Annotated in this window: 24 protein-coding genes; 14 read left to right on the forward strand and 10 right to left on the reverse strand. The window is 65.3% G+C overall.

Annotated features, from left to right (window positions below):
- Positions 1-176: 176 nt before the first annotated feature.
- On the forward strand, positions 177-1,352 hold the full coding sequence (locus Q7T84_RS13500) for an acetyl-CoA C-acyltransferase (protein WP_304809758.1): 1,176 nt from the start codon (positions 177-179) through the stop codon (positions 1,350-1,352).
- 57 nt (positions 1,353-1,409) lie between these two features.
- Here the strand turns inward: Q7T84_RS13500 and Q7T84_RS13505 are convergent, their stop codons facing one another.
- The 4 genes from Q7T84_RS13505 to Q7T84_RS13515 all read right to left on the reverse strand — a co-directional run bounded on the left by Q7T84_RS13505 (position 1,410) and on the right by Q7T84_RS13515 (position 5,174).
- Positions 1,410-2,630 (reverse strand): acetyl-CoA acetyltransferase, encoded by a 1,221-nt coding sequence (locus Q7T84_RS13505; protein ID WP_304809760.1) that lies wholly within the window; start codon positions 2,628-2,630, stop codon positions 1,410-1,412.
- Positions 2,631-3,149: 519 nt separating this feature from the next.
- Positions 3,150-3,422 carry a hypothetical protein gene (locus Q7T84_RS13510; protein WP_304809762.1) on the reverse strand — a complete coding sequence of 91 codons (273 nt, stop codon included), beginning with the start codon at positions 3,420-3,422 and terminating at the stop codon, positions 3,150-3,152.
- A gap of 115 nt (positions 3,423-3,537) precedes the next feature.
- Entirely contained in the window at positions 3,538-3,717 is a 180-nt protein-coding gene (locus Q7T84_RS21165; protein WP_370653662.1) for a hypothetical protein, read from the reverse strand.
- Positions 3,714-5,174, reverse strand: a complete 1,461-nt coding sequence (locus Q7T84_RS13515; protein ID WP_304809764.1) for a deoxyribodipyrimidine photo-lyase — start codon at positions 5,172-5,174, stop codon at positions 3,714-3,716. Before Q7T84_RS13515 ends, Q7T84_RS21165 begins: the two co-directional genes overlap by 4 nt.
- Positions 5,175-5,407: 233 nt before the next feature.
- Here Q7T84_RS13515 and Q7T84_RS13520 point away from each other — a divergent pair, with 233 nt between their 5' ends.
- A complete protein-coding gene (locus Q7T84_RS13520) occupies positions 5,408-5,770 on the forward strand; it encodes a hypothetical protein (RefSeq protein WP_304809766.1) in 363 nt (120 codons plus the stop codon).
- On the opposite strand, the gene Q7T84_RS13525 is transcribed toward Q7T84_RS13520, so the two are convergent.
- Positions 5,756-6,721, reverse strand: a complete 966-nt coding sequence (locus tag Q7T84_RS13525; protein WP_304809768.1) for an exonuclease domain-containing protein — start codon at positions 6,719-6,721, stop codon at positions 5,756-5,758. The two genes, Q7T84_RS13520 and Q7T84_RS13525, sit on opposite strands and share 15 nt — an antisense overlap.
- Before the next feature lie 272 nt (positions 6,722-6,993).
- Between Q7T84_RS13525 and Q7T84_RS13530 the strand changes: the two genes are divergently transcribed.
- Complete coding sequence (locus Q7T84_RS13530; protein ID WP_304809770.1) at positions 6,994-7,632, forward strand: alpha/beta hydrolase; 639 nt, start codon at positions 6,994-6,996, stop codon at positions 7,630-7,632.
- A 150-nt stretch (positions 7,633-7,782) separates the two neighbouring features.
- On the opposite strand, the gene Q7T84_RS13535 is transcribed toward Q7T84_RS13530, so the two are convergent.
- Positions 7,783-8,193 (reverse strand): hypothetical protein, encoded by a 411-nt coding sequence (locus Q7T84_RS13535; protein ID WP_304809772.1) that lies wholly within the window; start codon positions 8,191-8,193, stop codon positions 7,783-7,785.
- A 56-nt stretch (positions 8,194-8,249) separates the two neighbouring features.
- Entirely contained in the window at positions 8,250-8,879 is a 630-nt protein-coding gene (locus tag Q7T84_RS13540; protein ID WP_304809774.1) for an outer membrane beta-barrel protein, read from the reverse strand.
- Between the two features lie 265 nt (positions 8,880-9,144).
- Here Q7T84_RS13540 and Q7T84_RS13545 point away from each other — a divergent pair, with 265 nt between their 5' ends.
- From Q7T84_RS13545 to Q7T84_RS13555, 3 genes are all read left to right on the forward strand, one after another.
- Positions 9,145-9,840 carry a response regulator gene (locus Q7T84_RS13545; RefSeq protein WP_304809776.1) on the forward strand — a complete coding sequence of 232 codons (696 nt, stop codon included), beginning with the start codon at positions 9,145-9,147 and terminating at the stop codon, positions 9,838-9,840.
- On the forward strand, positions 9,837-10,997 hold the full coding sequence (locus tag Q7T84_RS13550; protein ID WP_304809778.1) for a cell wall metabolism sensor histidine kinase WalK: 1,161 nt from the start codon (positions 9,837-9,839) through the stop codon (positions 10,995-10,997). Before Q7T84_RS13545 ends, Q7T84_RS13550 begins: the two co-directional genes overlap by 4 nt.
- Before the next feature lie 77 nt (positions 10,998-11,074).
- Entirely contained in the window at positions 11,075-11,944 is an 870-nt protein-coding gene (locus tag Q7T84_RS13555; protein ID WP_304809780.1) for an alpha/beta fold hydrolase, read from the forward strand.
- A 67-nt stretch (positions 11,945-12,011) separates the two neighbouring features.
- Here Q7T84_RS13555 and Q7T84_RS13560 read toward each other — a convergent pair whose 3' ends face one another.
- Positions 12,012-12,794, reverse strand: coding sequence for an SDR family NAD(P)-dependent oxidoreductase (locus Q7T84_RS13560; protein ID WP_304809782.1), 783 nt, complete (start codon positions 12,792-12,794; stop codon positions 12,012-12,014).
- Positions 12,795-12,980: 186 nt separating this feature from the next.
- Between Q7T84_RS13560 and Q7T84_RS13565 the strand changes: the two genes are divergently transcribed.
- The 8 genes from Q7T84_RS13565 to mnhG all read left to right on the forward strand — a co-directional run bounded on the left by Q7T84_RS13565 (position 12,981) and on the right by mnhG (position 23,575).
- Positions 12,981-15,293: an acyl-CoA dehydrogenase gene (locus Q7T84_RS13565; RefSeq protein ID WP_304809784.1), complete on the forward strand. Its 2,313-nt coding sequence runs from the start codon at positions 12,981-12,983 to the stop codon at positions 15,291-15,293.
- Positions 15,294-15,336: 43 nt separating this feature from the next.
- Positions 15,337-17,232 carry an acetyl-CoA hydrolase/transferase C-terminal domain-containing protein gene (locus tag Q7T84_RS13570; protein ID WP_304809786.1) on the forward strand — a complete coding sequence of 632 codons (1,896 nt, stop codon included), beginning with the start codon at positions 15,337-15,339 and terminating at the stop codon, positions 17,230-17,232.
- A 369-nt stretch (positions 17,233-17,601) separates the two neighbouring features.
- The gene (locus Q7T84_RS13575; protein WP_304809788.1) at positions 17,602-20,526 is read left to right on the forward strand and encodes a monovalent cation/H+ antiporter subunit A; all 2,925 of its coding nucleotides are present in this window, start codon (positions 17,602-17,604) and stop codon (positions 20,524-20,526) included.
- Positions 20,526-20,867, forward strand: coding sequence for a Na+/H+ antiporter subunit C (locus Q7T84_RS13580; RefSeq protein WP_304809790.1), 342 nt, complete (start codon positions 20,526-20,528; stop codon positions 20,865-20,867). The genes Q7T84_RS13575 and Q7T84_RS13580 overlap by 1 nt, the downstream gene beginning before the upstream one ends.
- Positions 20,864-22,462, forward strand: coding sequence for a monovalent cation/H+ antiporter subunit D (locus Q7T84_RS13585; RefSeq protein WP_304809792.1), 1,599 nt, complete (start codon positions 20,864-20,866; stop codon positions 22,460-22,462). The genes Q7T84_RS13580 and Q7T84_RS13585 overlap by 4 nt, the downstream gene beginning before the upstream one ends.
- Entirely contained in the window at positions 22,459-22,947 is a 489-nt protein-coding gene (locus Q7T84_RS13590) for a Na+/H+ antiporter subunit E (RefSeq protein WP_304809794.1), read from the forward strand. The genes Q7T84_RS13585 and Q7T84_RS13590 overlap by 4 nt, the downstream gene beginning before the upstream one ends.
- Positions 22,944-23,225: a K+/H+ antiporter subunit F gene (locus Q7T84_RS13595; protein WP_304809796.1), complete on the forward strand. Its 282-nt coding sequence runs from the start codon at positions 22,944-22,946 to the stop codon at positions 23,223-23,225. Before Q7T84_RS13590 ends, Q7T84_RS13595 begins: the two co-directional genes overlap by 4 nt.
- The gene (mnhG, locus tag Q7T84_RS13600) at positions 23,222-23,575 is read left to right on the forward strand and encodes a monovalent cation/H(+) antiporter subunit G (protein ID WP_304809798.1); all 354 of its coding nucleotides are present in this window, start codon (positions 23,222-23,224) and stop codon (positions 23,573-23,575) included. The genes Q7T84_RS13595 and mnhG overlap by 4 nt, the downstream gene beginning before the upstream one ends.
- Positions 23,576-23,588: 13 nt before the next feature.
- On the opposite strand, the gene Q7T84_RS13605 is transcribed toward mnhG, so the two are convergent.
- Both Q7T84_RS13605 and Q7T84_RS13610 read right to left on the reverse strand, forming a co-directional pair.
- The gene (locus Q7T84_RS13605) at positions 23,589-24,014 is read right to left on the reverse strand and encodes a globin (protein ID WP_304809799.1); all 426 of its coding nucleotides are present in this window, start codon (positions 24,012-24,014) and stop codon (positions 23,589-23,591) included.
- 66 nt (positions 24,015-24,080) lie between these two features.
- Positions 24,081-25,367: a cytochrome P450 gene (locus Q7T84_RS13610; RefSeq protein WP_304809801.1), complete on the reverse strand. Its 1,287-nt coding sequence runs from the start codon at positions 25,365-25,367 to the stop codon at positions 24,081-24,083.
- Positions 25,368-25,413 lie beyond the last annotated feature (46 nt).

Below are 25,413 nucleotides of genomic sequence, written 5' to 3' on the forward strand. Positions count from 1 at the left end.
TGCGGTCGGCTCAGCTGGACCAGATTCGGCCATAACACCTCAACTCTCACCGTGACCCATTGAAGGTAAGGTCTGAGTTGTCAAGCGCCGGCGCGATGCGGCAGCGGTCGCCTTACGTCACTTGCTTAACAAGATGCCATGACCGATGTTCACGCCGCAACAAACGTGGATAGAAAATGACGGCTTACATCCAGGATGCGGTTCGAACCCCTCGCGGAAGGGCCAAGGCCGATGGCGGGCTTGCGACGCTGAAGCCCCAGCGACTCGTCGCCGCGTTGATCGAGAGTCTGGAAACGCGCAACCAGCATGCACGCGACCCGCAGGCCTTGATCCTCGGCTCGGTCGGCCAGGTCGGAGCTCAAGGTGGAAACATCGCCCTGGTATCGAAGCTCTACGCCCAACTGCCCGATGAGGCTGGAGCCTGGACGATCAACAATTACTGCGCGTCGGGCCTGACGGCTATCGGCCAGGCGGCCAATATGGTCTCGACTGGCGGCGCAGCGACGGTGCTGGCGGGCGGCGTTGAGATGATGTCGCGAGTTCCGTTCATGGCCGACCAGGCCGACTTCTACGCCGACGCCGACCTGCCCCAGCGGGCGCGATATGTGCCCGTCGTCATCGCCGCAGATCGTCTTGCAGAGACGGAGGGCATCTCCCGCGAGGAGATGGACGCCGTGACCCTCGCTTCCCAGGAGAAGGCGGCCGCCGCCGAAGGCACCGGTCTGGTCGCCTCGCGTATCGCGCTCAATGGCCTGTTGCGGGATGAGTGCGCGCGCCCCACCACGGCCAAGGCCCTGGCCGCCCTCCCGCCCGCGTTCGGCGCGTTGGCGAAGTCCTACTCGGAGGCCCTTGGCGGGGTGGCGATCGACCATCGGCACACCCTGGCCCACGCGCCACCCGTCGCTGACGGAGCAGGTCTGGCGCTGATCACCGCCACCCCCAGCGGGGCGGGTGCTCGCGGTCGGATTGTCGCCTATGCGGAGTCAGGCGGCGACCCCGCGGCATCGCTGACGGCCGGCTTCCGCGCCATGGATCTGGCGTTGAGCCGCGCCAGCCTCAAGCTAGCGGACATGGACCGGATTGAGTTCATGGAGGCCTTCGCCGTCACCATCGCCAAGTTCTTCCGCGACTATGACGTCGACCATCGGCGCGTAAACGTAAGCGGCGGTCACCTGGCCAAGGGGCACCCGATGGGCGCTACAGGAGCCATCCTGCTGTCGTCCCTGCTGGACGCGCTCGATGACGCCGATGGGCGGTATGGCCTTGTCGTCGTGGCAGGCGCCTCAGGCGTCGGCGCCGCCATGGTGATCGAACGCCTATCCACAGCTCACCGAAGGGCGCTAGCGTCTTAGCGCCAGAGGCCTCCGGCCCCTGGATGGGGCCGGAGCGCCGCGATCACTTGGTCGACGTCAGACGCCGACCACGAGACTCACCGTGGTCGTGGTGGATCCGCCGATATTGAGGGTCTGCGCGGTCTTGGCGCCCTCCACCTGATAGCCGCCAGCCTGGCCGGTCACCTGCTTGAAGGCGTCGAGCGCCATTCTCACCCCCGTGGCCCCGACCGGGTGCCCCAGGCCGATCAGGCCGCCGGACGGGTTGATCGGCAGCCGGCCGGTCATCTCGATGGAGCCGTCCTCAATCGCCTTCCAGGACTCACCTGGCGCGGTGAGGCCCAGATGGTCGATCGCCATGTACTCAGTTGTTGTGAAGCAGTCGTGCGTCTCGACCAGATCGATCTGGGAGAGGTCGGAAACGCCCGCGCGACGATGCGCGTCCTCGATGGCCCGCCTCACCTGCGGGAACACATAGTCCTGCCCTTCACTCGCCTTTACCTTTGCGGCGTAGGAGATTGGCGCGGACCGATGCCCCCAGCCCTTGATCTGCGGCAAGCTTTCCAGAGCGATCCCGCGCCGATCCGCGTACTCCGCCGCGCGCTTGGGCGAGGCCAGGAATAGAACGGCCGCGCCGTCGGTGACCTGACCGCAATCCTGCTTTCGGGTTCGCCCCTCGACGACAGGGTTGGCCTCGTCGTCGGCCGTGAAGCTCTTGTCATTGAACACCCACTCGCGCGTTTGAGCGTTGGGGTTGTGCTTAGCATTGGCGAAATTGATCTCAGCGATCCGCATGAGATGTTCGTACTTCAGGCCATAGCGCCGTTCGTACTCCTCCGCGAGGTCGGAGAAGGCGGCTGGCCAAACATAGCGCGCGTCTTGGAACTCATGTCCCGCCCAGGCCGCCGCGCCCAGGTTCTGCGCGGCCTGCAGGCCGCTCACGTTGCGCATCTGCTCCATGCCGACCACGCACGCCAAGTCATAGCGCCCAGCCTCGAGCTCTGCGGTCGCCGCCAATATCGCCACACTTCCAGAGGCGCATGCCGCTTCATGGCGCGCGGTCGGCAGACCATCAAAGTCGGGATGAACGAGCCCAAAGAAACCGCCAAGCAGGCCCTGGCCGGAAAACAGGTCGCCGACAAAATTGCCGACATGCCCAGTTTCGACCTCGCCAGGATCAAGCGCCGCAGCCTGCAATCCCTGCCCCACGACCTCAGAGAACGCGTCCGCGAGGTCCATGCCCTGACGCGCCCAATTCGTCGAAAAATCGCTCTGCCATCCGCCGAGTAGATAGACCATGCGTCCCTCACTGACCGTTCATAGGCCACCAGCTACCACATCTCGTTATACAAGTGATAGCTGCGCGCACCTTCACGATCTAAAATCCAGGCCTAGGCGACACAGCGTTACAGACGCAAATTGCGTCTGTGGCCATGCCCGTCAGCAAGAACGGGTGTGCAAAGGAGGCGCGGCTTTTTGGGGACCACCCGCAGGGTCCCCCTACCCCAACGCTACTTCAAGACACCAAGCGCATGGAGCGGAGGCATGTCCATGGTTCCGCGCGCGGTGAGTCCCATGGCGGCCTCGCCAAGCTGATCCCGCCGCCCAGCCCCGCAACCGCCTAGAGCGGCGGTGGGCCATCGCACCCGGCGCCCCGAGCCGGCTACCCACCGACTTCTTCAACGATATCAGCCAAGGGCGAACACTAGGACGGCGCCAGCAAGCGGGCCTTCGGCGCCTAGCGCTGGTGACGCATCAACCCTTCCCACGGATGTCAATTCGGGACTGACGCCTCTCGCGGCAGGGATCGCCGGGAGTTTAGAGGCCGAGATGGTTCGCCAGTTCCTCGTAGTTGTGCTGCCACAACGGCCCGCCGCGGGGGTTGGTCTGGTAGAAGGATCGGAAGCCGATCATCTGCTGCAGCTCGGGCGACATCTCGCGCGCCACCTCGATCGGCACAGCGAACGGATAGGCCTCTTCCGGCACCAGAAAGCCGGGATTGAACGGCGAGGTGATCACCCGACGCCGCACGTCGGTCGTGCGGTTGGCGCCGCCGCCGTGGGCGCTGCCCCTTCGACAAGGAACAGTCACACTAGGCCACGCCGCAGCGTGAGCGCAGGCGTCATTCAAAGCCCGACTTGCGCCGAGATCGAGAGGGCGTCATCCACAGCGCCATTCGGGCCCGTTTCCATCTCCGTCGCAAGGTTCACCCGATCACGGATGGGATCGATCGCGCCCGCCCCGGCGATGGAGCACACGGCCTGGCCGTCGGCGACCTACAAGGTCCCGCCGCTGACGGTGACCGCGACGGTGTTGATGATCGCCGAACCCCCTCCGACTCGAGCGTGCCGCCGCTCACCGTGACGTCGCCCGTGAAGGTGTTCAAAATTCAGTGCTGTTCGGCTCCCCAGCAAGGCTCTTCAACGCCGCCAGCGCTCGCAAACGGGCCTGACCGTGGTCCACGATCGGGCGGGGATAGGTCTGCCCCAGGCGCACGCCAGCCTCGGACAGCACGCCAGCCGGCGCGCTCCAGGGAGCGTGCAGCCAGCGGTCTGGCAGAGCCCTAACCTCGGGCACCCATCGCCGGACATAACGCCCATCAGAGTCGAACTTCTCGCCTTGAACGACGGGATTGAAAATTCGGAAATAGGGGGCGGCGTCGGCGCCGGAGCCCGCGACCCACTGCCAGTTCTGCACATTGCTGGCGAGGTCAGCGTCCACCAAGGTGTCCCAAAACCAGCTCTCGCCTTCGCGCCAGTCGATTAGCAGGTGCTTGACCAGGAAGGAGGCGACCACCATCCGAACGCGATTATGCATCCAGCCCGTCGTCCAAAGCTGGCGCATGCCGGCGTCCACCAACGGATAGCCCGTCCGGCCTTCCTTCCAGGCCGCGAGCCCATCAACGTCGGACCGCCAGGGCATCTCGTCAAACTCTGGCCGAAAGGCGCGTTCGGTCATGTACGGAAACTGGTGGAGCAGGTGGGCGGAGAACTCGCGCCAGCCGATCTCGGCGGCGAACTTGTCCGCCTGCGCCTGGCTCGCCCGGCCCTGTGCGACGGCTCCCCGCACGTCCTGCAGCACGCGTCGCGGACTGATCTCCCCCCAGTGTAGATGCGGCGACAAGCGAGAGGTCCCGGAGCGACCGGGAATGTCTCGACTAGTGGCGTAGTCCTTGAGGCCGCGTGAGAGGAATGCCGATAGCGCCGAACTAGCGCCCTCCTCCCCCGGACTCCAGTCGAAGCCGCCCGACCAATCTGGCGCGCGCGGATGCAACCCCCAGTCGGCGATGTCGTCGCTGGCGACATCGCCGAGCGTGGAAATGCGCGTTGGCGGCGGCATGTGATCGAGTTCAGGGATCACCGGCATCAGCGCCTTCAAAAACGGCGTGAAGACCCTGTACGGGCGTCCGGCCTCCGTCAGGACGGCGGCCGGGCGCGTCAGCAAGGTTCCGTTGAAACCCTGACAGTTCACGCCCTCCTTTTGCAGGGCATGGGCGATATCAGCGTCGCGGCCGAAGGCCTCAGGCTCGAACCTGCGGTTCATGAAGACTTGATCGGCGCCGGTCTGGTCGATGAGGCGACGCAGTTCAGCCTCGGAGTCGCCTCGGCGGAGAATGAGCCCGCCGCCACATCGACGCAGCGAAGCGTCCAGCGCGCGCAACGATTTGTCCAACCACCACAGGGACGCCGCGCCTAGGCGGCGCTCCGGGCCCGGCTCATCGAGAACATAGAGCGGCAGGATCGGCCGCCCCGTCGTGACGGCGGCGTGCAGAGCCGGGTTGTCCCCCAGTCTTAGGTCTTGGCGAAACCACACCAGCACCGGGCGCTCTGCTTCATCGACCACCATCTCTCTCCCCGCGCGCGGCGCCTCGTCGTGACCGTCCGTTCCCACGCGAATATCACCTTCACCTCAATAGAGACCACGCTGCGTAGGGCGCGCCGCGGACAATCGCCACCAGCGGCTGCAACAGCCCCTTGGCGCGGATGCTGGCGGCGCGGGACTCGATGTCGTGAGCGCTGTGGCGTACTCGTCGCGGACGGCAAGAGCGCGAGCAACGCACCATACGACGGCCTGTGGTGAAAATCCCTCGCCGCCTCCTGGCCCACCTGCGGCGCTGGAAACGACTGGACCAAGCGGCCCCAGCTCGCAAAGGCAGGCCCATCAACACCATCATCCATCACGGCGGAGAGCCGATCACGACCAAGGTCACCAAGAGCTTCAAGGCCATTGTCCGGGACGTCGGCCTTGACGGCCCTACCCCGCATTGGCTGGCGCCACACCTGTGCGACCTGGCTAGTGGAAGCGGCGCCGACATGTGGGATGCGGCCGCCTTCACCGGCATGACCACGGCGGTGCTGGAACGGCGCGACGGCCACCACCGGCCCGACCATCAGTCCTCCGCCCTCGCAGCGACCAGGCGGCGCCTACGCCGGATCTGATGTCGTGGATCTTGAAGGAGCAAAGCTCTCCGCATCCCGCGCAACCAGCGCACGTAGTTCATCTCCGCTCAGAATTCGCAGCGGCTTGCCCGCGGCGATGAGAGCCTCGGCCTTTTGATAGTTCGCGCTACGGCAAATTCCGAATGTGAATGGGCGAGCGGCGGCGACAACAAAGAGCGTCGTGGTCTCGCCAAGGCCCGACATGATCCGGCCACCGGCATCGGCCACGACCGCCGGCAGTTCCGGGTCGCTGTGACGGCTCATGAACGCCACGCGCTCTCCGGCCAGTGGCCCGTTTTCCGCGGGCATTGGCCAAGGCGACCTGGCGGATTTGGCGACCTGTTTGCGCCAAGGCCCGGCCATCCAGCCATCGAGGTCGATGCCCGTGTGGTCCATCGCCTTCAGAATCGTCCAACCGGCCACCCGCGCATCGCTAAGCGCGTCGTGGTGGCGATGCTCCAGGCCAAGGTGGGCCGCCACCACATTGAGCTTGTGACTTGGCAGATCTGGCCAAGCGTGACGAGCGACCCGCACGCTGTCTAGCCAGCGGGCGTCGATCGCTGGAATCCCCGCCTGGGCGCAAGCCGCGCCAAGCGCCGCCCTATCGAAGTTCGAATGGGCGACAGCCACGCGACCACCAAGGTGGGCCGAGATCGTAGCGTGCAGCCGGGCGTAGTTCGGCTTGCCGCGCACATGCCTCGCACCGATGCCATGGAGCCGCGTATTGAACGCATCGAACCGATCCTCTGGATCGATCAAGCTCTCATAGGTCAAGACTTCCCGGCCCCCCGCGAAGCCGACAATGCCAATCTGGCAGATGCTGGACGTCCGCGAGCAGGCGGTTTCGACGTCCACGACAACGAAATCGAGGTCGATATCCTTGATGGCTGGGCCCGTCGTCAGGGGAAGCGTCAGATCGGCGGCTGGGCGAAAGCCAAGCCCAGAAGACACTTGATCCAGCAACTTCAACCTACACCCCTTCGCCCAAGTCTGTTGACGTTGACGACCATCCACACAGGCCTTGTTGGTTAGCCGTTCATCCGCGTCGAACCAAGAGCGCCGTGCCGGAAGCATCCACGGCCCACTATGGAGTCGGCGATCTCCAACCGGCAGGCTCTCACTGCGAAGCAGCAAGCGGACATTGGTCCCCAGGCGCGGTTGACCAAGCTACCGCTTTGCCGCACCACCGACCGATGACCGAACTCACCCGTCTCAAGGGCCCCATGGCCACTCCGGCGAGCGGCCGAGATCCCCAGTCAATGGTGATCCTGCTGCACGGCTACGGCTCAAACGGCGCCGACCTGATGGGGCTCGTCCCCTACTGGCGCGCAAGCCTGCCCGACACCGTCTTCATGGCGCCTAACGCTCCGGAGGTCTGTCCCGGCGCCCCTGGTGGCTATCAGTGGTGGTCGCTGGCCGACCTGGGACGGGAAAGCCGCGCCGCGGGCGTGCGACGGGCCGCGCCCCTGGTGCACGGCTTCATCGACATGCACCGCGCCGCCTACGATCTGCCGAACAGCAAGGTGGCGCTCGTGGGATTCAGCCAGGGAACCATGATGGCTCTCCATGTGGGGCCGCGGCGCTCCGAAGTCCTTGCGGGGATCGTGGGCTATTCGGGCATGCTGGCCGACGCCGAAGAATTGCAGACCGAGGTGAGGACCAAGCCGCCCTTGCTCCTGGTCCATGGGGACGCCGACCCGATGGTGCCCTTCGCCGCCATGGGCCAGGCGGAAGCCGAGTTCAAAGCCATGGGGTTTGAGATAAGCACCCATGCCGCGCAAGGGCTCGGCCACAGCATCGACGAGGCGGGACTGCGACTGGGCGGGGACTTCCTCGCCCGCCAGTTACACCGCGTCAGCTAGGGCGGACGCCCTCGACGGTCACGGCAGCAAACCGCAGCCGCCGATTCTGGCCGGAAAGCTGGTGGACTGACGCCGCCGTGACCGACGGCTAGGCTGATAGACGAGGCCAGGGGACATCTAGGGGCGGATCGCGGCGGGCGCGAACCAGCGTCATCTGTGGCGAAGATCCGACACCCCGCGTGAGATGAACGGCACGCTCGCGCCCGCCTGGCGCCGAAGGGAAACCTTGGTATGTCGGCCGCGCTGACGCCAGACGCCGTCGATCTGGTAAGGCGTGACCAAACGGCCGTCAAAAACGCCCGATAGCTGGCGGAACTCAATGTGGATGGCCTCGTCCCGCGTACGCAACGCACTCGGATAGAGCACCTCACGCTCATCAAGATTAAATAAGGTCGCTTTGCGGTCAGCTTCGATCACCAGCTCAACACGCTGGCGCCCGCGGTCATTGAGGACGCCGCCCCAAACGCCCTGAAACGGATCGGATGGGCCCCGCGCGAGCACCGGGAAGGCCAGGAGCGTCCCGAACACCACGCCGAGGGCCAGGTGTCTGCGATAGTTCATTTCAAACGGTCCTGATGGCGGCCGGCGCTCGCGGCTGGCGCGGCGCCGGCCAAGGGTCAAAAGTGAACGGCGCCGCCGAAAACCACACGGGTTTCGCTGGCGTCGACCTTCAGGCGATCACCGGCGGCGAAGCTGGCGGTCTTGTCGCCGTAGTCGGCACGGAGCAGCTCAGCGTGAACGGAAACGACCTCGCTCAGCATCTGCTGATAGCCAACCCCGTAGATGACGCCCTGCAATTTCAGGTCTTCCTTGGAGCGGGACGTGGAGACCTCCAGACGACGGCGTTCAAGCCCGGCCTTTCCGTAGATCAGGCCGCTATCGCCCACTAGGAAGCCGGCCTTGCCGACGAGGCTGTAGCGGAGCTTCGGTTCCACACTGATCTTGTTGGCGCCGAAGGTCCGGGAGGTGTCGCCGCCCCCTGCACCAAGACCCGCCTCGGCTCCAAGGTAAAAGCTGTCACCCAGAGTCAGGCCGTAGCCCGCGAAGCCGCCGTATCGCAGGCCGTTCTTGTCGGCCCCGCCGCTCTGCACGGCGCCGGCACGTGGCGTGTAGGTGAGGTCGGACTTCGACTTCCCGTAACCGATATCGGCGCCGGCATAGAAGCCGGCCCGGTCATCGTCCTGCGCCAGCGCAGGCGTCATCGCGACCGCGGCGAAGGCGGCGGCGAGGCAAATGGTCTTCAACATCTCAACTCTCCATGCGCCTCGACAGCCCGGCGACCGCGCCGACCTCGAGGCCAAGCCTTGGTGCCAGGACCGCATGGAGGGATTGCGCGGGAAGCGTGGAGATCGTGTGGGGATGGGCTTACGAGAATTTCATCTGGCGATGTCGCAGCGCGAGCCGGCATGTCTGTTAGAGCCCAAGGCCGATCCACGGGGACTCGGCGCGATCTCCACAAAACCTCGACACTCCGGGTACAGACCTCTCCGCGCCCCACCGCAGGACCCGACCATGGAAAATGCCCTGATCTGCGTCGTCGAGGACGATCCGGACATCGCTCGGATCCTCCAAACCTATCTGGAGCGCGAGGGTTTGCGCGTCGTCTGCGCGTCAGATGGCGAAACTGCCCTGCAACAGCACCTTAGCCTCAGCCCCGCGCTGATGCTGCTGGACGTCAATATCCCGAAGAAGGATGGCTTCGCGGTGATGAGCGAGCTGCGACGGCGCGGCGACACCCCGGTGATCTTCGCCACGGCCATGGCCGAGGATATCGACAAGCTGACCGCCCTGCGCATGGGGGCCGACGACTATGTGGTCAAACCCTTCAATCCGGCCGAAGTGGTGGCCCGCGTGAAAGCGGTGCTGCGGCGGGTGAGCGGAGCAGGCCGTTCCGGCGTTCTGCGCCACGGCCCGATCGAGGCCGACCTCTCGGCTCACGTCGCGCGGGTGATCGGCATGTCCGGCGAGCCGACCGCCCTCAACCTAACGCTCAGTGAGTTCCGCATCCTCGCCCAGTTCCTAAACGCCCCGATGCGGGTCTGCAGTCGGGGCGAAATCCTCGACGCCTGCCTTCCCGAGAGCGAGGCGTTGGAACGCACGGTCGACAGCCACGTCAGCAATCTGCGGCGGAAGCTCGAGACGGCAGGGGCCACGGGCTACGTCGTCAATGTGCGCGGCGTGGGCTACCGGCTCGCGGCGGCGGAATGAAACCGCCCCCCACTCTCGCTCGCCGCCTGGGGCTCGCCATCGGCGGCGCCCTGACCGCAGCGGTGATCTTTGTCGCCGGCGGATCGGCCGGGTTCGACCTACTGCTTCAGCGCGACCTTGAAGCCCGCGCTTCGCCAGAGGTCGCGCGCGCGGTCAAGGAGCTCAACAACGACCGACTTCCCGCCAGCGAGGACCTGCTCGCCCTGATCGAGTTCAGCAAGGGCTGGGAACCTCGGGTCATGGCGGTCGGCTATGGCGGGCTCGCCCTGCTGTCGACCATCGCCATCGCGCTGGGCGTCATGTTCGGCGGTCGTGTCGCACGGCAACTGGCGACCTCGGTCAACGCCGTGGCCGCGGGGGCTCGCCGCATCGCCGCCGGCGACTTCACCCACCGCATCACCGATCAACCCCGGCAGGCCCGCGAGATCCAGAGCCTGATCAGCAGCTTCAATAGCCAAGCCGAGGCGCTGGAACGATCAGACCGCCAACTTCGCTTCCACACGGCATCGGTCGCCCATGAACTGCGCACCCCGCTGACAGTGCTGCGCGGCTACATCCACGGCGCATTGGACGGCGTGTTCCCTCGGGACGACGACCACATGCGGGCGCTGTTGACCCAGGTCGAGGACCTGTCGCGGATCATCGACGATCTGCGCACGGTGAGCCTGGCATCATCCGGCGCTCTATCGCTCCAGGTCGCGCGTTGCGATCTGGCCGCGGAGGTGCGCTCCGTGCTCGATGTCACGCGGCCGCAATTCGCGCTCGCCGCGATGGTGGTCGATGCTCAAGCCCTGCCAGCCACCTTTGTTCATGCCGACCCTGCCCGGGTCCGCCAAATGTTGCGGGCGGTGCTCGACAACGCCCTTCGCTACGCGGCGGACGGTGGCAGCTTGACCGTCACGACCGAGCGGCTCGACGGTGTGAGCCTCGTGCGTGTCTGTGATCGGGGACCCGGCTTTCCGCGGGACGCCGAGGATCTGGTGTTCGAACGCTTTTGGCGCGCCGACCTGTCTCGTACTCGGGCCACAGGCGGATCGGGCCTTGGTCTGTCTGTCGTCAAGGCTTTGGCTGATGCGCATGGCGGGTGCGTGCAAGCCAAGAACCGCGACGGAGGCGGCGCCGTGATCGAACTCACCTTTCCCAACCAGCCGGACTGAGGTCCGCGAGCCAACCTGAGTAGTGGAAGCCATGTCGCCGCAGGTGCTAAGGGGCCTAGCTGGTTGCGGAGAACACCATGGAAGGCCCGACGTCCCATTTCTATTTCTCGCAGCGACTGCGCCTGCACTATGTCGACTGGGGAAACGAGGACGCGCCCCCGTTGCTGCTGGTCCATGGCGGCCGCGACCATTGCCGCAACTGGGATTGGGTCGCGCAACGGCTTCGCGATCGCTACCACGTCATAGCCCCGGACCTTCGCGGACATGGCGACAGCGCATGGGCGGTCGGCGGCGGCTACGACCAGGCGGCCTACATCTACGACTTGGCCCAGATCATCCACCAGAAGCGCATGGCTCCAGTGACCATCATCGCCCATTCGTTGGGCGCGGGCGTCACCCTGAACTATTGCGGCGCTTTTCCGGAAAACGTGAAGAAGGTGGTCGCGATCGAGGGCTTGGGCCCCTCGCCCGCCGTCATGGCCGAACAGGCAAAACGCTCGGTCGATCAGCGAATTCGGAGCGGGGTGAAGGATCGACGCGAGAACTCCGGCCGCGCGCCGCGCCGCTACGCCAATCTGGACGACGCCGTCGCGCGCATGGCTGAAGAGAATCCCCACCTCAGCGCCGCGCAAGCGCGCCACCTGACGATCTACGGCGCGCACCAGAACGAGGACGGCTCATACTCCTGGAAGTTCGACAACCACGCCCGCTGGGGCGGCGTCGGCGGCCTGTCGCATGACGACCAGCATCAGCTGTGGCGGAACATCACCGCGCCGGTGCTGCTGGTTCGCGGGACGGAGTCATGGGCGTCCGACCCGGTGGTCGACGGCCGCATCAAGAATTTCCAGAACGCCCGCCTCGTAAACTTTGAAGGCGCCGGACACTGGGTCCACCACGACCAATTGGACGGCTTCATGCGTGAGACCGAAATTTTCCTCGCGGAGTGATGCCAGGGAAGAGAACGGCGTCGCAGCATCTCAACGTCAGAATCGCCGGAAGTCTTGACCGTCCGCGTCAGCGCGGCTGCATGCGGATCGCGCCGTCGAGACGCACATCCTCACCATTGAGATAGCCGCAGGTGATCATGGTCTCGGCGAGTTGGGCGAACTCCTCGGCCACACCCAAGCGCTTGGGAAAAGGCACCGCGGCGGCCAGGCCGGCCTTCACATGTTCGGCGGCGCGCCCCAGCAGCGGCGTATCGAAGATCCCTGGCAGGATGGTGTTGACGCGGATCGCTTCGCTGGAAAGATCACGCGCGATCGTCAGGGTCATGCCGACGATGCCCGCCTTGGAGGCGGTGTAAGCCACTTGGCCGATCTGGCCGTCTTCAGCGGCCACCGATGCGGTGTTGACGATCGCGCCCCGATCGCCGTCTTCAAGCACGGGCAGGGTCAGCATTCCGGCCGCGCTCTTGGTGATGCAGCGGAAGGTGCCGATCAGGTTGATCTGCACAATCCGCTCGAAGTTCTCGAGCGGATATTCCTTGATCTCGCCCGTCTGCTTGTCGCGCGACACGGTCTTGGCCCCGCCTCCCACGCCGGCGCAGTTCACCAGGATCCGCTCCTGGCCGTGGGCGGCGCGCGCCTTCGCAAAGGCGGCGTCCACCTCGGTCGAGGAGCTAACATTGGCTTGGCAAAACACCCCGCCAAGTTCCTTCGCCAGGGCTTCGCCCCGCTCCACGTCCAAGTCGAACAACGCCACCTTCACGCCATGGCTCGCCAGCCGGCGGGCCGTGGCGGCCCCGAGGCCCGATGCGCCGCCGGTGATGACTGCGGAAACGGTGTTGTCGAGCTTCATCTGAGATCCTCCAAGGAACCTCTGTAAACCGGGCCTTCCGTCACGGGAGTCCAGCGCTCAATTTCACCAGGTCGGAGCTTCAGTCAGTCACCGCGTACAGGCCGATCACCCACGATGGTCGCCCTCCACGTCAGGGTTTTGCGCCTCATCGATGGAGCCGAAGCCTTCGCCTGGCGTTTGCCGCAGATGCAAAACGTCTCCCTGCGCCGCGACATCCTAACCCGGCCGATCTTCCACTGGGCCAAGGGCGTGCTCCCTGCGCTGTCGGACACCGAACGCGAGGCCATCGAGGCTGGCGATGTCTGGTGGGACGCGGCTTTGTTCGGCGGCGATCCTGACTGGAAGACTCTCCTGGACTTACCGCCGGCCAAGCTGAGGCCCGACGAGCAAGCCTTCGTGGACGGTCCGGTCGAAGCCCTTTGCGCCATGCTCGACGACTGGCGCATCACCTGGGAAACACGCGACCTGCCGCCCGAGGCGTGGACTTTCCTGAAAGATAACAAGTTCTTCGGGATGATTATCCCCACGGAGCACGGCGGCCTGGGGTTCTCGGCCTTCGGCCACGCCGAAGTCGTGAAAAAGATCGCGACCCGCTCGGTGTCCGCCGCGGTCACGGCCATGGTCCCCAACTCCTTGGGCCCCGGCGAACTGATCATGCGCTTCGGGACACAGGCCCAGAAGGACCACTGGTTGCCCAGGTTGGCCGACGGCCGCGAGATTCCGGCGTTCGGCCTGACCAGTCCGGAAGCCGGATCGGACGCCTCGGCCATGATCGATGAGGGCGTGGTCGCTCGGGGCGTATGGCAGGGCAAGGACGTCCTGGGCGTCCGCCTCAACTGGCATAAGCGCTACATCACCCTGGGACCGGTCTGCACGGTGCTCGGACTGGCCTTCAAGCTGCGCGACCCCGATCATCTGCTCGGCGACCTGGAGGACATCGGCATCACCTGCGCTCTGGTTCCGACCGACATTCCCGGGGTCGAGATTGGCCGTCGCCACCTGCCAGCCTTCCAGACATTCCAGAACGGGCCGAACTGGGGACGCGACGTCTTCATCCCGCTCGACCTGATCATCGGCGGCGTCGACCGGGTCGGTCAGGGTTGGAAAATGCTGATGACGGCGCTGGCCGCCGGACGCGGCATATCACTGCCGGCGCTGTCTGGCGCCTCCGCCGCCTTCTCGGCCCTGACCACCGGCGCCTACGCCAGGGTCCGTGAACAGTTCGGCCTACCCATCGGCAAGTTCGAGGGGGTGCAGGAGCGCCTGGCCCGCATAGCCGGCAACGCCTACCTGATCGACGGCGCCCGGCGGCTGACCTGCATCGGCCTGGACCAGGGCCACCACCCCTCGGTGATCTCGGCGATGATGAAGGCCGGCGCCACCGAGCGGATGCGCGTGGTGGTCAATGACGCCATGGACGTTCACGGCGGGAAGGCCGTGATCGAGGGACCGCGCAACTATCTGGGCGGCCACTACCGGGCCGTGCCGGTCGGCATCACGGTCGAGGGCGCTAATATCCTGACCCGCAGCCTGATGATCTTCGGCCAGGGTGCGATCCGGGCCCACCCCTATCTGCTTCAAGAGATCCTAGCCCTAGGCGATGCGGACAAGCGTCGCGGCCTGGAACAGTTCGACGATGCGTTCTGGAAGCATGTCGCTCACGCTCTGCGCAACGGGATGCTCGCCTGGTCGCGCAGCTGGACGAACGGGCTCAGCGCCCCGGCGCCCGACGCCGGCCGGGCTCGAGGCTTTTACCGCCAGATGGGGCGCTACACCGCGGCGTTCGCCCTCACAGCCGACGTCGCCCTATTGACGCTCGGCGGCGAGTTGAAGCGCAAGGAGATGCTCTCAGGGCGGCTAGGCGACGTGCTCTCCGAGCTCTACTTCCTGTCAGGTGCATTGAAGCGTTGGGAAGATGAAGGGCGTCGGGACGCTGACTTGCCGCTGCTCAATTGGTGCATGGATACCGGCTTCGCGACGATCGAGGCGAGGCTCGATGAGATCTTCGCCAATCTCCCGAACGCCGTCGCAGGGTGGCTGCTACGCCTCGCGATCCTGCCGCTCGGCCCGCGCCGTCGCGGCCCCTCCGACCGTGTCACACGCGCCTGCGCGGACTTGCTGCTCGAGCCATCGCCGACTCGCGATCGGCTTGTGGCCAATGTCTATGTCGGCGGGGCGGACGAGGCGGTCGGCCAGCTGATCGACGCCTTTGAGCAGGTGGTCGCCACCCAGCCTATTCATGATCGTCTGCGCGACCAGAAGATCCGTGACTGGAAGACGGCGGTCGGCCGCGGCCTGATCACGGCGGCGGAGGTGGCCCAGCTTGAAGCCGCCGACCGCGCCGTCGCCGCGGTGATCGAGGTGGATGACTTTGCGCCCACCGCCCTCGCCGCCCACGAGCAACACCCTGTTCCGCCCGCGGAAACGCCGCCGCTGCACACGTCGCCCTCCGCGCCGCTCGCAAGCGTGGCTGGGAGCGCGCCCATCTTCCCGAGGTGAGCGACACCCGCTACGCAGACTGTAACTGGAACTGGGGGCAAGCATGAGCAGCGGAGTAGCGCCGGCGCGTTTCGACGACCCAGGCAAGCTCGTACAGGCGATCATCGACCAAGTCGGCTCGCACATCGTACTCGGACTGCCGCTCGGGCTCGGCAAGGCAAACCACGTCGCCAACGCGCTGTTCGCCCGCGCGCTGGCCGACCCTTCAATCAAGCTACACATCTTCTCGGCTTTGACCCTTGAGGCGCCGCGACCGAAATCGGAACTGGAAGCGCGCTTCCTCGGCCCGATCATCGAGCGCTTGATGGGCGGCTATCCGTCCCTCGCCTACGCCAAGGCGCAGCGCGCTGGCGAGCTGCCGCCCAATATCGAAGTCGATGAGTTCTTCTTTCAAGCTGGAACCCGGCTGAGCGTGGGATCGTCGCAGCGAAGCTATATCGCCGCCAACTACACCCATGCCGCCCGCTATCTGCTCGACCGCGGCGTCAATGTCGTAGCTCAGCTTGTCGCCCCTCGGGGCCAGGCCGCGGACGCTCGCTACAGCCTGAGTTGCAACACCGACATCACCCTGGACTTGCTGGCGGCCCGCGACGCCGGACGCGCCGACTTTCTGTTGGTCGGCCAGACGAACCAGGACTTGCCGTTCATGCCTGGCGACGGCGACCTCAGCGCGAGCCGCTTCACCCACATGCTGGACAGTCCCGACTGCGAATTTCCGCTGTTCGCGCCGCCGAAGGAGCCGGTGCAGGACGCCCACTACGCCATAGGCTTCCAGGTCGCCGCCTTGGTCCCTGACGGTGGAACCCTGCAGATCGGCATCGGCTCGGTTGGCGACGCTGTGAGCCAGGCGCTGTTGATTCGACATCGCCAGCCTGAAGCCTTTGCTGGCGTCGTCGCCAGCCTAACCCAAGGTCCTGTCGCCATTCCGCAGCGCTTCGAGGCCTTCGACCAGGGTCTCTACGCCTGCAGTGAGATGTTCGTCGATTGCCTGCTCGATCTGGTTCGAGGCGGGATCGTCAAGCGCGAGGTCGACGGCGCCGTGCTGCACGGCGGCTTCTTCCTAGGGCCGCGCGCCTTCTACGCAGCCCTGCGCGAGATGGCGGGCGAGGATCTCGCCAAACTGCAGATGAAATCGATCTCGTTCATCAACGAACTCTATGGCGACGAGATGCGGAAGCGGGAGGCCCGGATCGGCGGCCGCTTCATCAACACCGCGATGATGGCGACCCTGATGGGGGCGGTGATATCCGACGGGCTTGAAGATGGACGCGTGGTCAGCGGCGTCGGAGGTCAGTACAATTTCGTCGCCCAGGCCTTCGCGCTTGAGGACGCGCGCTCGATCATCGCGCTGAACGCCGTGCGCGGCCAGGGCCGAAAAGCCACCTCGAACATCGTCTGGAACTACGGTCACGTCACCATTCCCCGGCATCTTCGCGACATCGTCGTGACCGAGTACGGGGTGGCTGATCTGCGGGGCAAGACAGACCGCGACGTCGTCGCCGCCATGTTGGGCGTAGCCGACAGCCGATTTCAGCCGCAGCTTCTCGCGCAGGCCAAGGCCGCCGGAAAGATCGAGCCCGACTACGCTATTCCAGCCCACCAATGCGACAACAGGCCAGAGCGGATTGCGCGCGTTCTCGCCGGCCCCAAGGCCTCGGGAGCCGCACCGCTGTTTCCGTTCGGCTCTGACTTCAATGACGTCGAGATGACCTTGCTCCCGACCCTGGCCAGGCTGAAGGCGGCGCAAGGCTCGCCTCTTGAATTGGTGCAACTGGCCCTGAAAGGCCTTCGGCGCCCCCCCGATCCCGCCCTCGCCTTAAAGCTTGAGCGACTTGGCCTATCGCGACCGCAGACGGCGAAAGAGCAGTTCTACGCCTGGCTGGTGCGCGGAGCAGACGCCCCCGCCCACCCCACCGACATGCACAAAGTCGGCGCCTAGCTAGCAGGTCCCACGCTGAGGTCGGCCGCCAGTAAAATCCTACGCGGCGCAGACCGAGATCAGTTCTGATCAATCATATTTGCAAGCCTCCTTGCGATTTTCAGCTTCAAAAATTCACGTTCCAGCTAATTTTCAAAGCCACATCAGCAACACCAAGATGTGATCGAAACCTACCGAGATATCTTCAACGCGTTACTAATCACCACCAGCGAACACCATCGGCCCGGCGTCCCTGTCCCTCTATTTTCCTTTACGGGCACAGGCGATCAACCCTTGAAATGAATCGATCTGTCCGGGAAAATAGGGCGGCTCATCCCTGCGCCTCCCATACTGACGCCTCGATCATCCCAGGAAGGAACCCGGACGGCGATGCCGTACGACGTGATGCTCATCACCATCGTCGGCCTTCCTTTCGCGGCAAGCCTTGCTGCGCTCTTCATGCGCGCCAACGCCCGCAATCTCGCCGCTTGGCTTGCGACGGGCGTCGCCCTGGCCACCCTACTCCTGGCGGTTCTGCTGTATCCCTCGATCACGGGCGGCGGGGTTGTTCACCATGTGATCAGTTGGGTTCCGAGCCTGGGCCTGAACCTAACGCTCAGGGTGGATGGTTTCACCTGGCTGTTCCTGATGCTGATCTGCGGCATCGGAGCGCTCGTTGGGATTTACGCTCGCTATTACATGTCGCCAGACGACCCAGTCCCGCGCTTCTTCTCTTTTCTTCTGGCCTTCATGGGATCGATGCTCGGCATCGTCATGGCCGGAAACGTCATCCAGTTGGTCTTCTTCTGGGAGCTGACCAGCCTCTTCTCCTTCCTCCTGATCGGCTACTGGCACCACGGCACGGCGGCCCGTGAGGGTGCGCGAATGGCGCTGATCGTAACCTCGGCCGGCGGGCTTTGCCTGTTGGCGGGGATGCTCGTCGTCGGGCGGATCGTCGGCAGCTATGACCTCGACGTCATTCTCGCCTCCGGCGATCTCATCCGCACCCATTGGCTCTACGAGCCCGCCCTGGTCCTCATCCTGCTAGGCGCGTTCACCAAGAGCGCGCAGTTTCCGTTCCACTTCTGGCTGCCGCACGCGATGTCGGCTCCGACTCCGGTCTCGGCCTATCTGCATTCGGCCACCATGGTGAAGGCCGGCGTCTTCCTGCTCGTGCGCTTCTGGCCGGTGTTGTCCGGCACGCCCGAATGGTTCTGGCTCGTCGGAACTGCGGGGCTCGTGACTCTCGTCCTGGGCGCCTATTTCGCCATGTTCCAACAGGACCTGAAGGGCATCCTGGCCTATTCGACCATCAGCCATCTGGGCCTGATCACGCTACTTCTCGGCATGGGCAGTCCGCTGGCCTGCGTCGCGGCGATCTTCCACATCGTCAACCACGCGACGTTCAAGGCCTCGCTGTTCATGGCCGCGGGCGCGATCGACCACGAAGCTGGAACCCGCGATCTACGGCGGCTAGGCGGCCTGCGCCGCTTCATGCCCGTCACGGCGACCTTGGCCATAATCGCCAGCGCCGCCATGGCCGGCGTGCCGCTTCTGAACGGCTTCCTGTCCAAGGAGATGTTCTTCGAGGAAACCCTGGTGGCCCATTGGGGGTCGGCGCTGGACCTTGTTCCCACCTTGGCGGCGGTGATCGCGAGCGCCTTCGGCGTCACCTACGCCCTACGTCTAGTCGTCGGCGTCTTTTTCGGCCCCGTTCCCGAGAGCTTGCCAAGGCAACCTCACGAGCCGCCCCGCTGGATGCTGCTGCCGATCGGATTCCTGGTGGCGGCCTGCATCCTGGTCGGCATGTTCCCCACGCCCGTGATCGGCCCGCTCCTGCACGCCGCGTCCGTCTCGGTGCTTGGGGCCCAGACCCCAAGCTATAGCTTGGCGGTATGGCATGGCTTCACGCCGGCGCTGCTGATGAGCGTCGTGACCCTCGCGGCGGGCACGTTGCTCTACTTGACCCGCCGCCGCTGGATGGCCCGTCAAGACCGCGCTCCGCTTACCGGCGGGCTGAGCGGCAAGGCCATCTTTGAGCGCCTGCTGAGGCTACTCGCCAAGACCGCGCCTCGACGGTTGGAGCGCGGTTTCCCGAGCCAGCGGCTACAGCCGCAGATCCTCATGATCATCCTGGCGGCGCTTTTGGCGGCGGCGCTGGCGGTCGGCGGTTCGCCCGCCGCCCTTGAGCCCCTCCGCTGGTCGAGCATCGATCCGGCCTTTGCGCTGCTATGGGTCCTGGGCGGCGCGTGCGCGGCGGGCGCGGCGGTGCTGGCCAAGTTCCATCGCCTGGCCGCGCTTATCCTCACGGGGGGAGCTGGGCTGGTCTCCTGCATCAGTTTCGTCTGGCTCTCCGCGCCCGACCTGGCCGCCACCCAGCTGCTGGTCGAGGTCGTTACGACCATCCTCATCCTGCTGGGTTTGCGCTGGCTGCCGCGCCGGATCGAGGTCCAGACGCCAGCGAGCGATCGCTTGGCGCGGTTCCGGCGGCGTCGGGACGCGGTGATCGCCATAGCCGCGGGGCTAGGCCTGGCCACGCTGGCCTATGGCGTGATGATGCACCCGGTCGAGAACTCCATCTCGCGCTTCTTCCTGGAACGCGCCTATTCCGAGGGCGGGGGACGCAACGTCGTCAACGTCCTCCTCGTCGATTTCCGAGCATTCGACACCCTGGGGGAGATCACTGTCCTGGCCATCGTCGCCTTGACCGTTTTCGCCTTGCTAAGACGCTTTCGGCCCAGCGCTGAGAGCGTCGGCGCCCCTGCTCAGCAGCGTTATCAGAATGCGGCCGATGAACAGGCGCCCGACCGTAGCGCAGGGCACACCCTGACCAGCTACCTGATGATTCCGGGCTTGATCATCCAGTTGATGTTCCCGGTCATCCTGCTGTTCGGACTACACCTGTTCCTTCGCGGGCACGATCTGCCAGGTGGCGGCTTCGCTGCCGGGATCACCATCTCAGTGGGGCTGATCCTGCTCTACATGGCCGGCGGCGCCCGCTGGGTGGAATCCCGGCTTCGCGTGGCCCCGGTCCGCTGGATCGGCCTTGGCCTGCTCACGGCCACCGGCACGGGCTTGGGCTCCCTGCTGTTCGGCTATCCCTTCCTCACCGCCTACTTCCGCTATCTCGACCTCCCGGTGTTCGGGCGCATCCCCCTGGCCACGGCGGTGCTGTTTGATCTGGGGGTTCTGATGCTGGTGGTGGGAGCGACCTCGCTCATTTTGATCGCCCTGGCTCACCAGTCATTGCGACGTCCCCGCCTCGCAGCGCCAAGCGCCGACACGCGCCCCTCCGAACCAGCTGGAGAACGCTGATGGAGCTTGTCCTGGCCGCGGCGATCGGCGTGCTTTCGGCTTCCGGGATCTGGCTGATCCTGCGGCCGCGCACCTTTCAGGTGATCATTGGCCTGACCCTGATCTCATATGCGGTGAACCTGTTCATCTTCTCCACCGGGGGCCTTAGGGTCGGCGCGGACCCGGTGCTGAAGGCTGGAGCGACCGACCCCGCGCGCTACGCCGACCCACTGCCCCAGGCCTTGGTGCTGACGGCGATCGTCATCAGTTTCGCGACCACGGCGCTCTTCCTGGTCGTCTTGCTCGCCTCCCGGGGCCTGACCGGTGTGGACCATGTCGATGGCGAGGACGGCACGCCATGAGCGCCCACCTCCTCGTTGCTCCGATCATCCTGCCCCTGCTGGTCGGAGCGATTCAATTGCTCGTCGGGGACCGGCGCCCAGGCCTGAAGTCAGCCCTGGGCTTGGCCTCATGTGTCACCCTGTTGGGAATATCAATCGCCCTGCTCCGCATGGCGGGCGACCCGCCGGGCGGCGGCTCCCTCGGAGGTGTCTACCGGATTGGCGACTGGGCCGCGCCCTTCGCCATTGTCCTGGTCGCCGACCGGCTCTCGGCTGTGATGGTGACGCTGACGGCCGTCCTTGGCCTGGCGACCCTGCAGTTCTCGCTAAGACGGTGGGCGCGGATAGGCCCTCACTTCCATCCGCTCTTCCAGTTTTTGCTGATGGGCCTCAACGGCGCCTTCCTGACCGGCGACTTGTTCAATCTCTTCGTGTTTTTCGAAGTGTTGCTCGCCGCGTCCTACGGCTTGGCGATGCACGGTTCAGGCCCAAGGCGCGTCGGGGCCGGCCTGCACTACATCGTGATCAACCTGGTCGCCTCGATGCTGTTTCTCATCGGGGTCAGCCTGATCTTCGGCGTCACGGGCACGCTCAACATGGCCGCCCTGGCTGAGCAGATCCCCAAGGTGCCCGAGAACACACGCAACCTCCTCCACGCTGGGGCGGCGATCCTGGGCGTCGCCTTCCTCGTCAAGGCGGCGATGTGGCCGCTCGGCTTCTGGTTGCCCCGCACCTACGACGCCGCCGCCCCACCGGTCGCGGCGATGTTCACGATCATGACCAAGCTCGGGATCTACGTCCTGCTCCGCCTGAGCCTGCTGCTTTTTGGCGACGAGGCTGGGCCGTCGGCCGGCTTCGGTGATCAGTGGCTGATGATTGGCGGCGCCGCGACCCTCGTCGTCGGCATGATCGGCATGCTCGCGGCCAAGGATCTGGGCCAGATCGCCGGCTATAGCCTCTTGGTTTCAGCCGGGACGCTGCTGGGCGCGGTCGGTTTCGGCGATCCCGCCGTCACCACCGGGGCCATGTTCTATCTCATCGCCTCCACGCTGGGCGCGGCCGCCTTCTTCCTGCTGGCGGGCGTTATCGCACCTGACGGCGACGACGAGATTGACGACGTCCAGGTGCTGGAAGCCTACAACCCCAACAACGCCCCGCTGTTTTCGGAGGAAGACGAGAGGATTGTCTCGATCTCGGCGCCCGCCGCGGTGCTCAGCGCCGCGTTCCTGGCTTGCACCTTGATGGTCGCCGGACTGCCGCCTTTTTCCGGCTTCTTGGCCAAGTTTGCGATGCTCTCCCCGATGCTCGACGCGCAAGCGCGACCGCCGATCCCAGGGAGCGGCGTGGTCCTGTTCGCCCTGATCATCCTGTCGAGCCTGTGCGCTTTGATCGCCATGGTTCGCGCCGGGATCCAGATTTTCTGGGCTGATCCGGACCGGAAATTTCCGACGGTCCGACTCTACGAGATCGCGCCGGTCCTGGGCCTCCTCGGCGTATGCCTGATCCTCACATTCGTCGCCGAAGGCCCTATCAGTTACATGCGCGGGGTCGCCGACCAGGTTCACTCTGCGAGCACCTATGTCTCTGGCGTGCTCCCCCAGGGGCCCCGGCCATGAGACGCTGGCTGCCGTATCCGGGCCTCTCGATGTGCCTTGTGGTCATCTGGATGCTTCTCAACCAAACGCTGGCGCCGGGGCAATTCGTGGTCGGCGCCGTACTGGCCGTTGGCCTCGCCAAGGTATTCCAGCGCCTGTCGCCCCCAAGGCTTCGCCTGAGTAATCCGCACAAGCTCCTGCTGCTCGGCTGCCGGGTGGGGCTGGACGTCGTGCGATCGAACTACGCCGTCGCCAAGCTCATCATCCTAGGCCGAAGCCGCGCCGTGAATTCGGGCTTCGTCACGTTGCCCCTGCGACTAACCGATCACTATGGCCTGGCCGTGCTGGCCTGCATCATCACCTCGACGCCCGGCACCATCTGGGTGAACTACGACGCCAACCACGGCGTCTTGCTGATCCATGTCCTTGACCTGGTGGACGAGGAGACCTGGATCCGCACCATCGGCGATCGCTACGAAGGCCTGCTCCTGGAGATATTCGAATGAGCACCACCCTCTTGGGCGCCGCGGTGATCTTGGCCCAGATCCTCTTGGTTCTAGCCATGAGCTTTGCGCTCGTCCGCATGATGCGCGGCCCGCGCGCGCAGGATCGCGTGCTGGGTCTCGACACCTTCTATGTCAACGGCATGCTGCTGCTGGTGACGATCGGCGTTCGAACCGGCAGCGCCCTCTACTTCGAAGCCAGCCTGATTATCGCGCTACTGGGCTTCGCCGGCACCGTCGCCTTGTCGAAGTTCCTCATGCGCGGCGAGGTGATCGAGTGACGCCCCTGGCCGAACTACCTCTGTGGGCGTCCATCCTCGTCTCCGCGCTTCTGCTGCTGGGCGCGCTTCTGGCCTTCACCGGCTCGTTTGGCCTGTTGCATCTCAACAGCTTCTACAAACGTGTCCATGCGCCGACGCTCGGGACCACGCTCGGGGCCTTTTGCATCCTCGCCGGATCGATCGCCTACTTCTCAGTGTCGCAATCGCGCCCGGTGCTGCACGAGGTGCTCATCGGCGTCTTCCTGAGCTTGACCACCCCGATCACCCTGATGCTGCTGGTGAGAGCGGCGCTCTATCGCGATCGCGAGGAAGGCTCGCCCGACGTCCCCCATCTCGATCTGCCTGAATAGAGCATCGATCCTGCTAGGCGGTGATCCGGTCGGGATGCACGACGTAGCTATCGAGGTCGGCCAGGGTCCGCCGCCAGGCCGCCGACATGGCCGGCGACAGGTCGGGGCCGCACGCTTCCTGCACGACTTCGGCGACGAGACCAAAGAACGTGGCGAACACGTCCGGCGGAACATCGTAGCCGGCGTGGTTGACGACCTCGGTCTTGATCAGATGGTCGGCGAACTGCCGGGGTCCAATGAAATCGAGGATCGCCTCGAACGTCCGCATCAGCATCTCGCCCTTGATCGCGCCGTTCTTGTCGCGCCAGAACAGCAGCTTCATGTCCGGATGCCGTTGAAACAGCCGCTCATAGACCACCGGCGTGAGGTCTCCTCCACGCTCAGCGGCGATCTCCAGGCTCTTTTCGATCGCTTCGGCGTCAACAGGATCAGTAGGCATCGTCGCCTCTCATGGCGCGCGCGGGTCGCCCCGCGCGCAGGTATCTGAGCGTGAAAGAACCGGCCCCTAGGTCCGGCGCGGAATGATCACCGGCAGGCTTTCGTAGCCATGCACGAAGGCTGACCAGTTCAGGAGCGGATCACCCACCACCTTGATCTCCGGGAAGCGCTTCAGGATTTCTTCCCAGATGATGGTCAGCTGCATCTCGGCCACGCGGTTGCCGACGCAGCGGTGGACGCCGAAGCCGAACGACATGTGCTGGCGGGGCCGCTCGCGATCGATGATGAACTCATTGGGACGATCGACGACCTCTTCGTCGCGGTTGCCCGAGATGTACCACATGGCGACCCGGTCGCCCTTCTTGATGGTCTTGCCGCCCAGTTCGACGTCGCGCGTCGCCACCCGGGCCATATGGGCCAGCGGCGTCTGCCAGCGAATCGTTTCCGAAACCATCGGCAGGATCAGCTCGGGGTTGGCGCGCAGCTTGGCGTACTGCTCCGGGTTCTGATTGAGCGCATGGACGCTGCTGGAAATGGTGTTTCGCGTCGTATCGTTGCCGCCCACGATCAGCAGCACGACGTTGCCCTGGTAGGTCGCCAGCGGCATGTCCCGGGTCGCGGGGTTATGCGCCAGCATCGAGATCAGATCGCCGCGCGGTTCGGCGTTGACCCGCTCATTCCACAGCTCCTGGAACGCGTTGAAGCACTCGAACATCGCCGCGCCCTTCTGCTCCCAGCTTTCCACCGGCCCGTGGCCCGGCTGGTTAGTGATCATGTCCGACCACCAGGTGAGCTTACGGCGCTGTTCGAACGGGAAGTCGAACAGGGTGGCCAGGGTCATGGCCGTCAGTTCCTTCGACACTAGGTCGACCCAGTCGAACTCTTCGCCGATCGGAAGGGAATCTAGGATTTGGCCAGCACGCTCGCGGACCTGGGGCGCCATGGCGTGCAGGTTGCTCGGCGCCAGGGTTGGACTCACGGCCTTGCGCGCCGGGCCGTGGTCGGGTTCGTCCATGGTGATGAAACCTGCGCCCCCGCGACGGCGCGCGCCCATGACCTTTTCCTGCTCGGCCATGGCCGCCTGGTTGATCAGGGTTATGCCCTCGGCCGACGAGAACGCCTCATGGTCGGTGTCCACCGCCATGATGTCGTTCCACTTGGTGATCGACCAGTATGGACCGTACTCGCTCTCCGGAGTGAAATGGACAGGGTCCTCGCGGCGCAGACGCTCGAACACCGGCCAGATGGTGTCGTTGTAGAAACGCGACACGTTGGCGGGGTTCAGCTTCTCCAGCGGCATGGCTGCGATTTCAGCCGCGGCGTCGGCGGCCTGTATTTTCGCTGAAATGTTCATGGCGTCCTTCCCAGGTCGTGACCGGTCTTTTTCGCCGCCGACCCGC

Origin of the sequence: Phenylobacterium sp., from assembly GCF_030654915.1 — a bacterium.
In the GTDB taxonomy this organism is placed as follows: domain Bacteria; phylum Pseudomonadota; class Alphaproteobacteria; order Caulobacterales; family Caulobacteraceae; genus Phenylobacterium.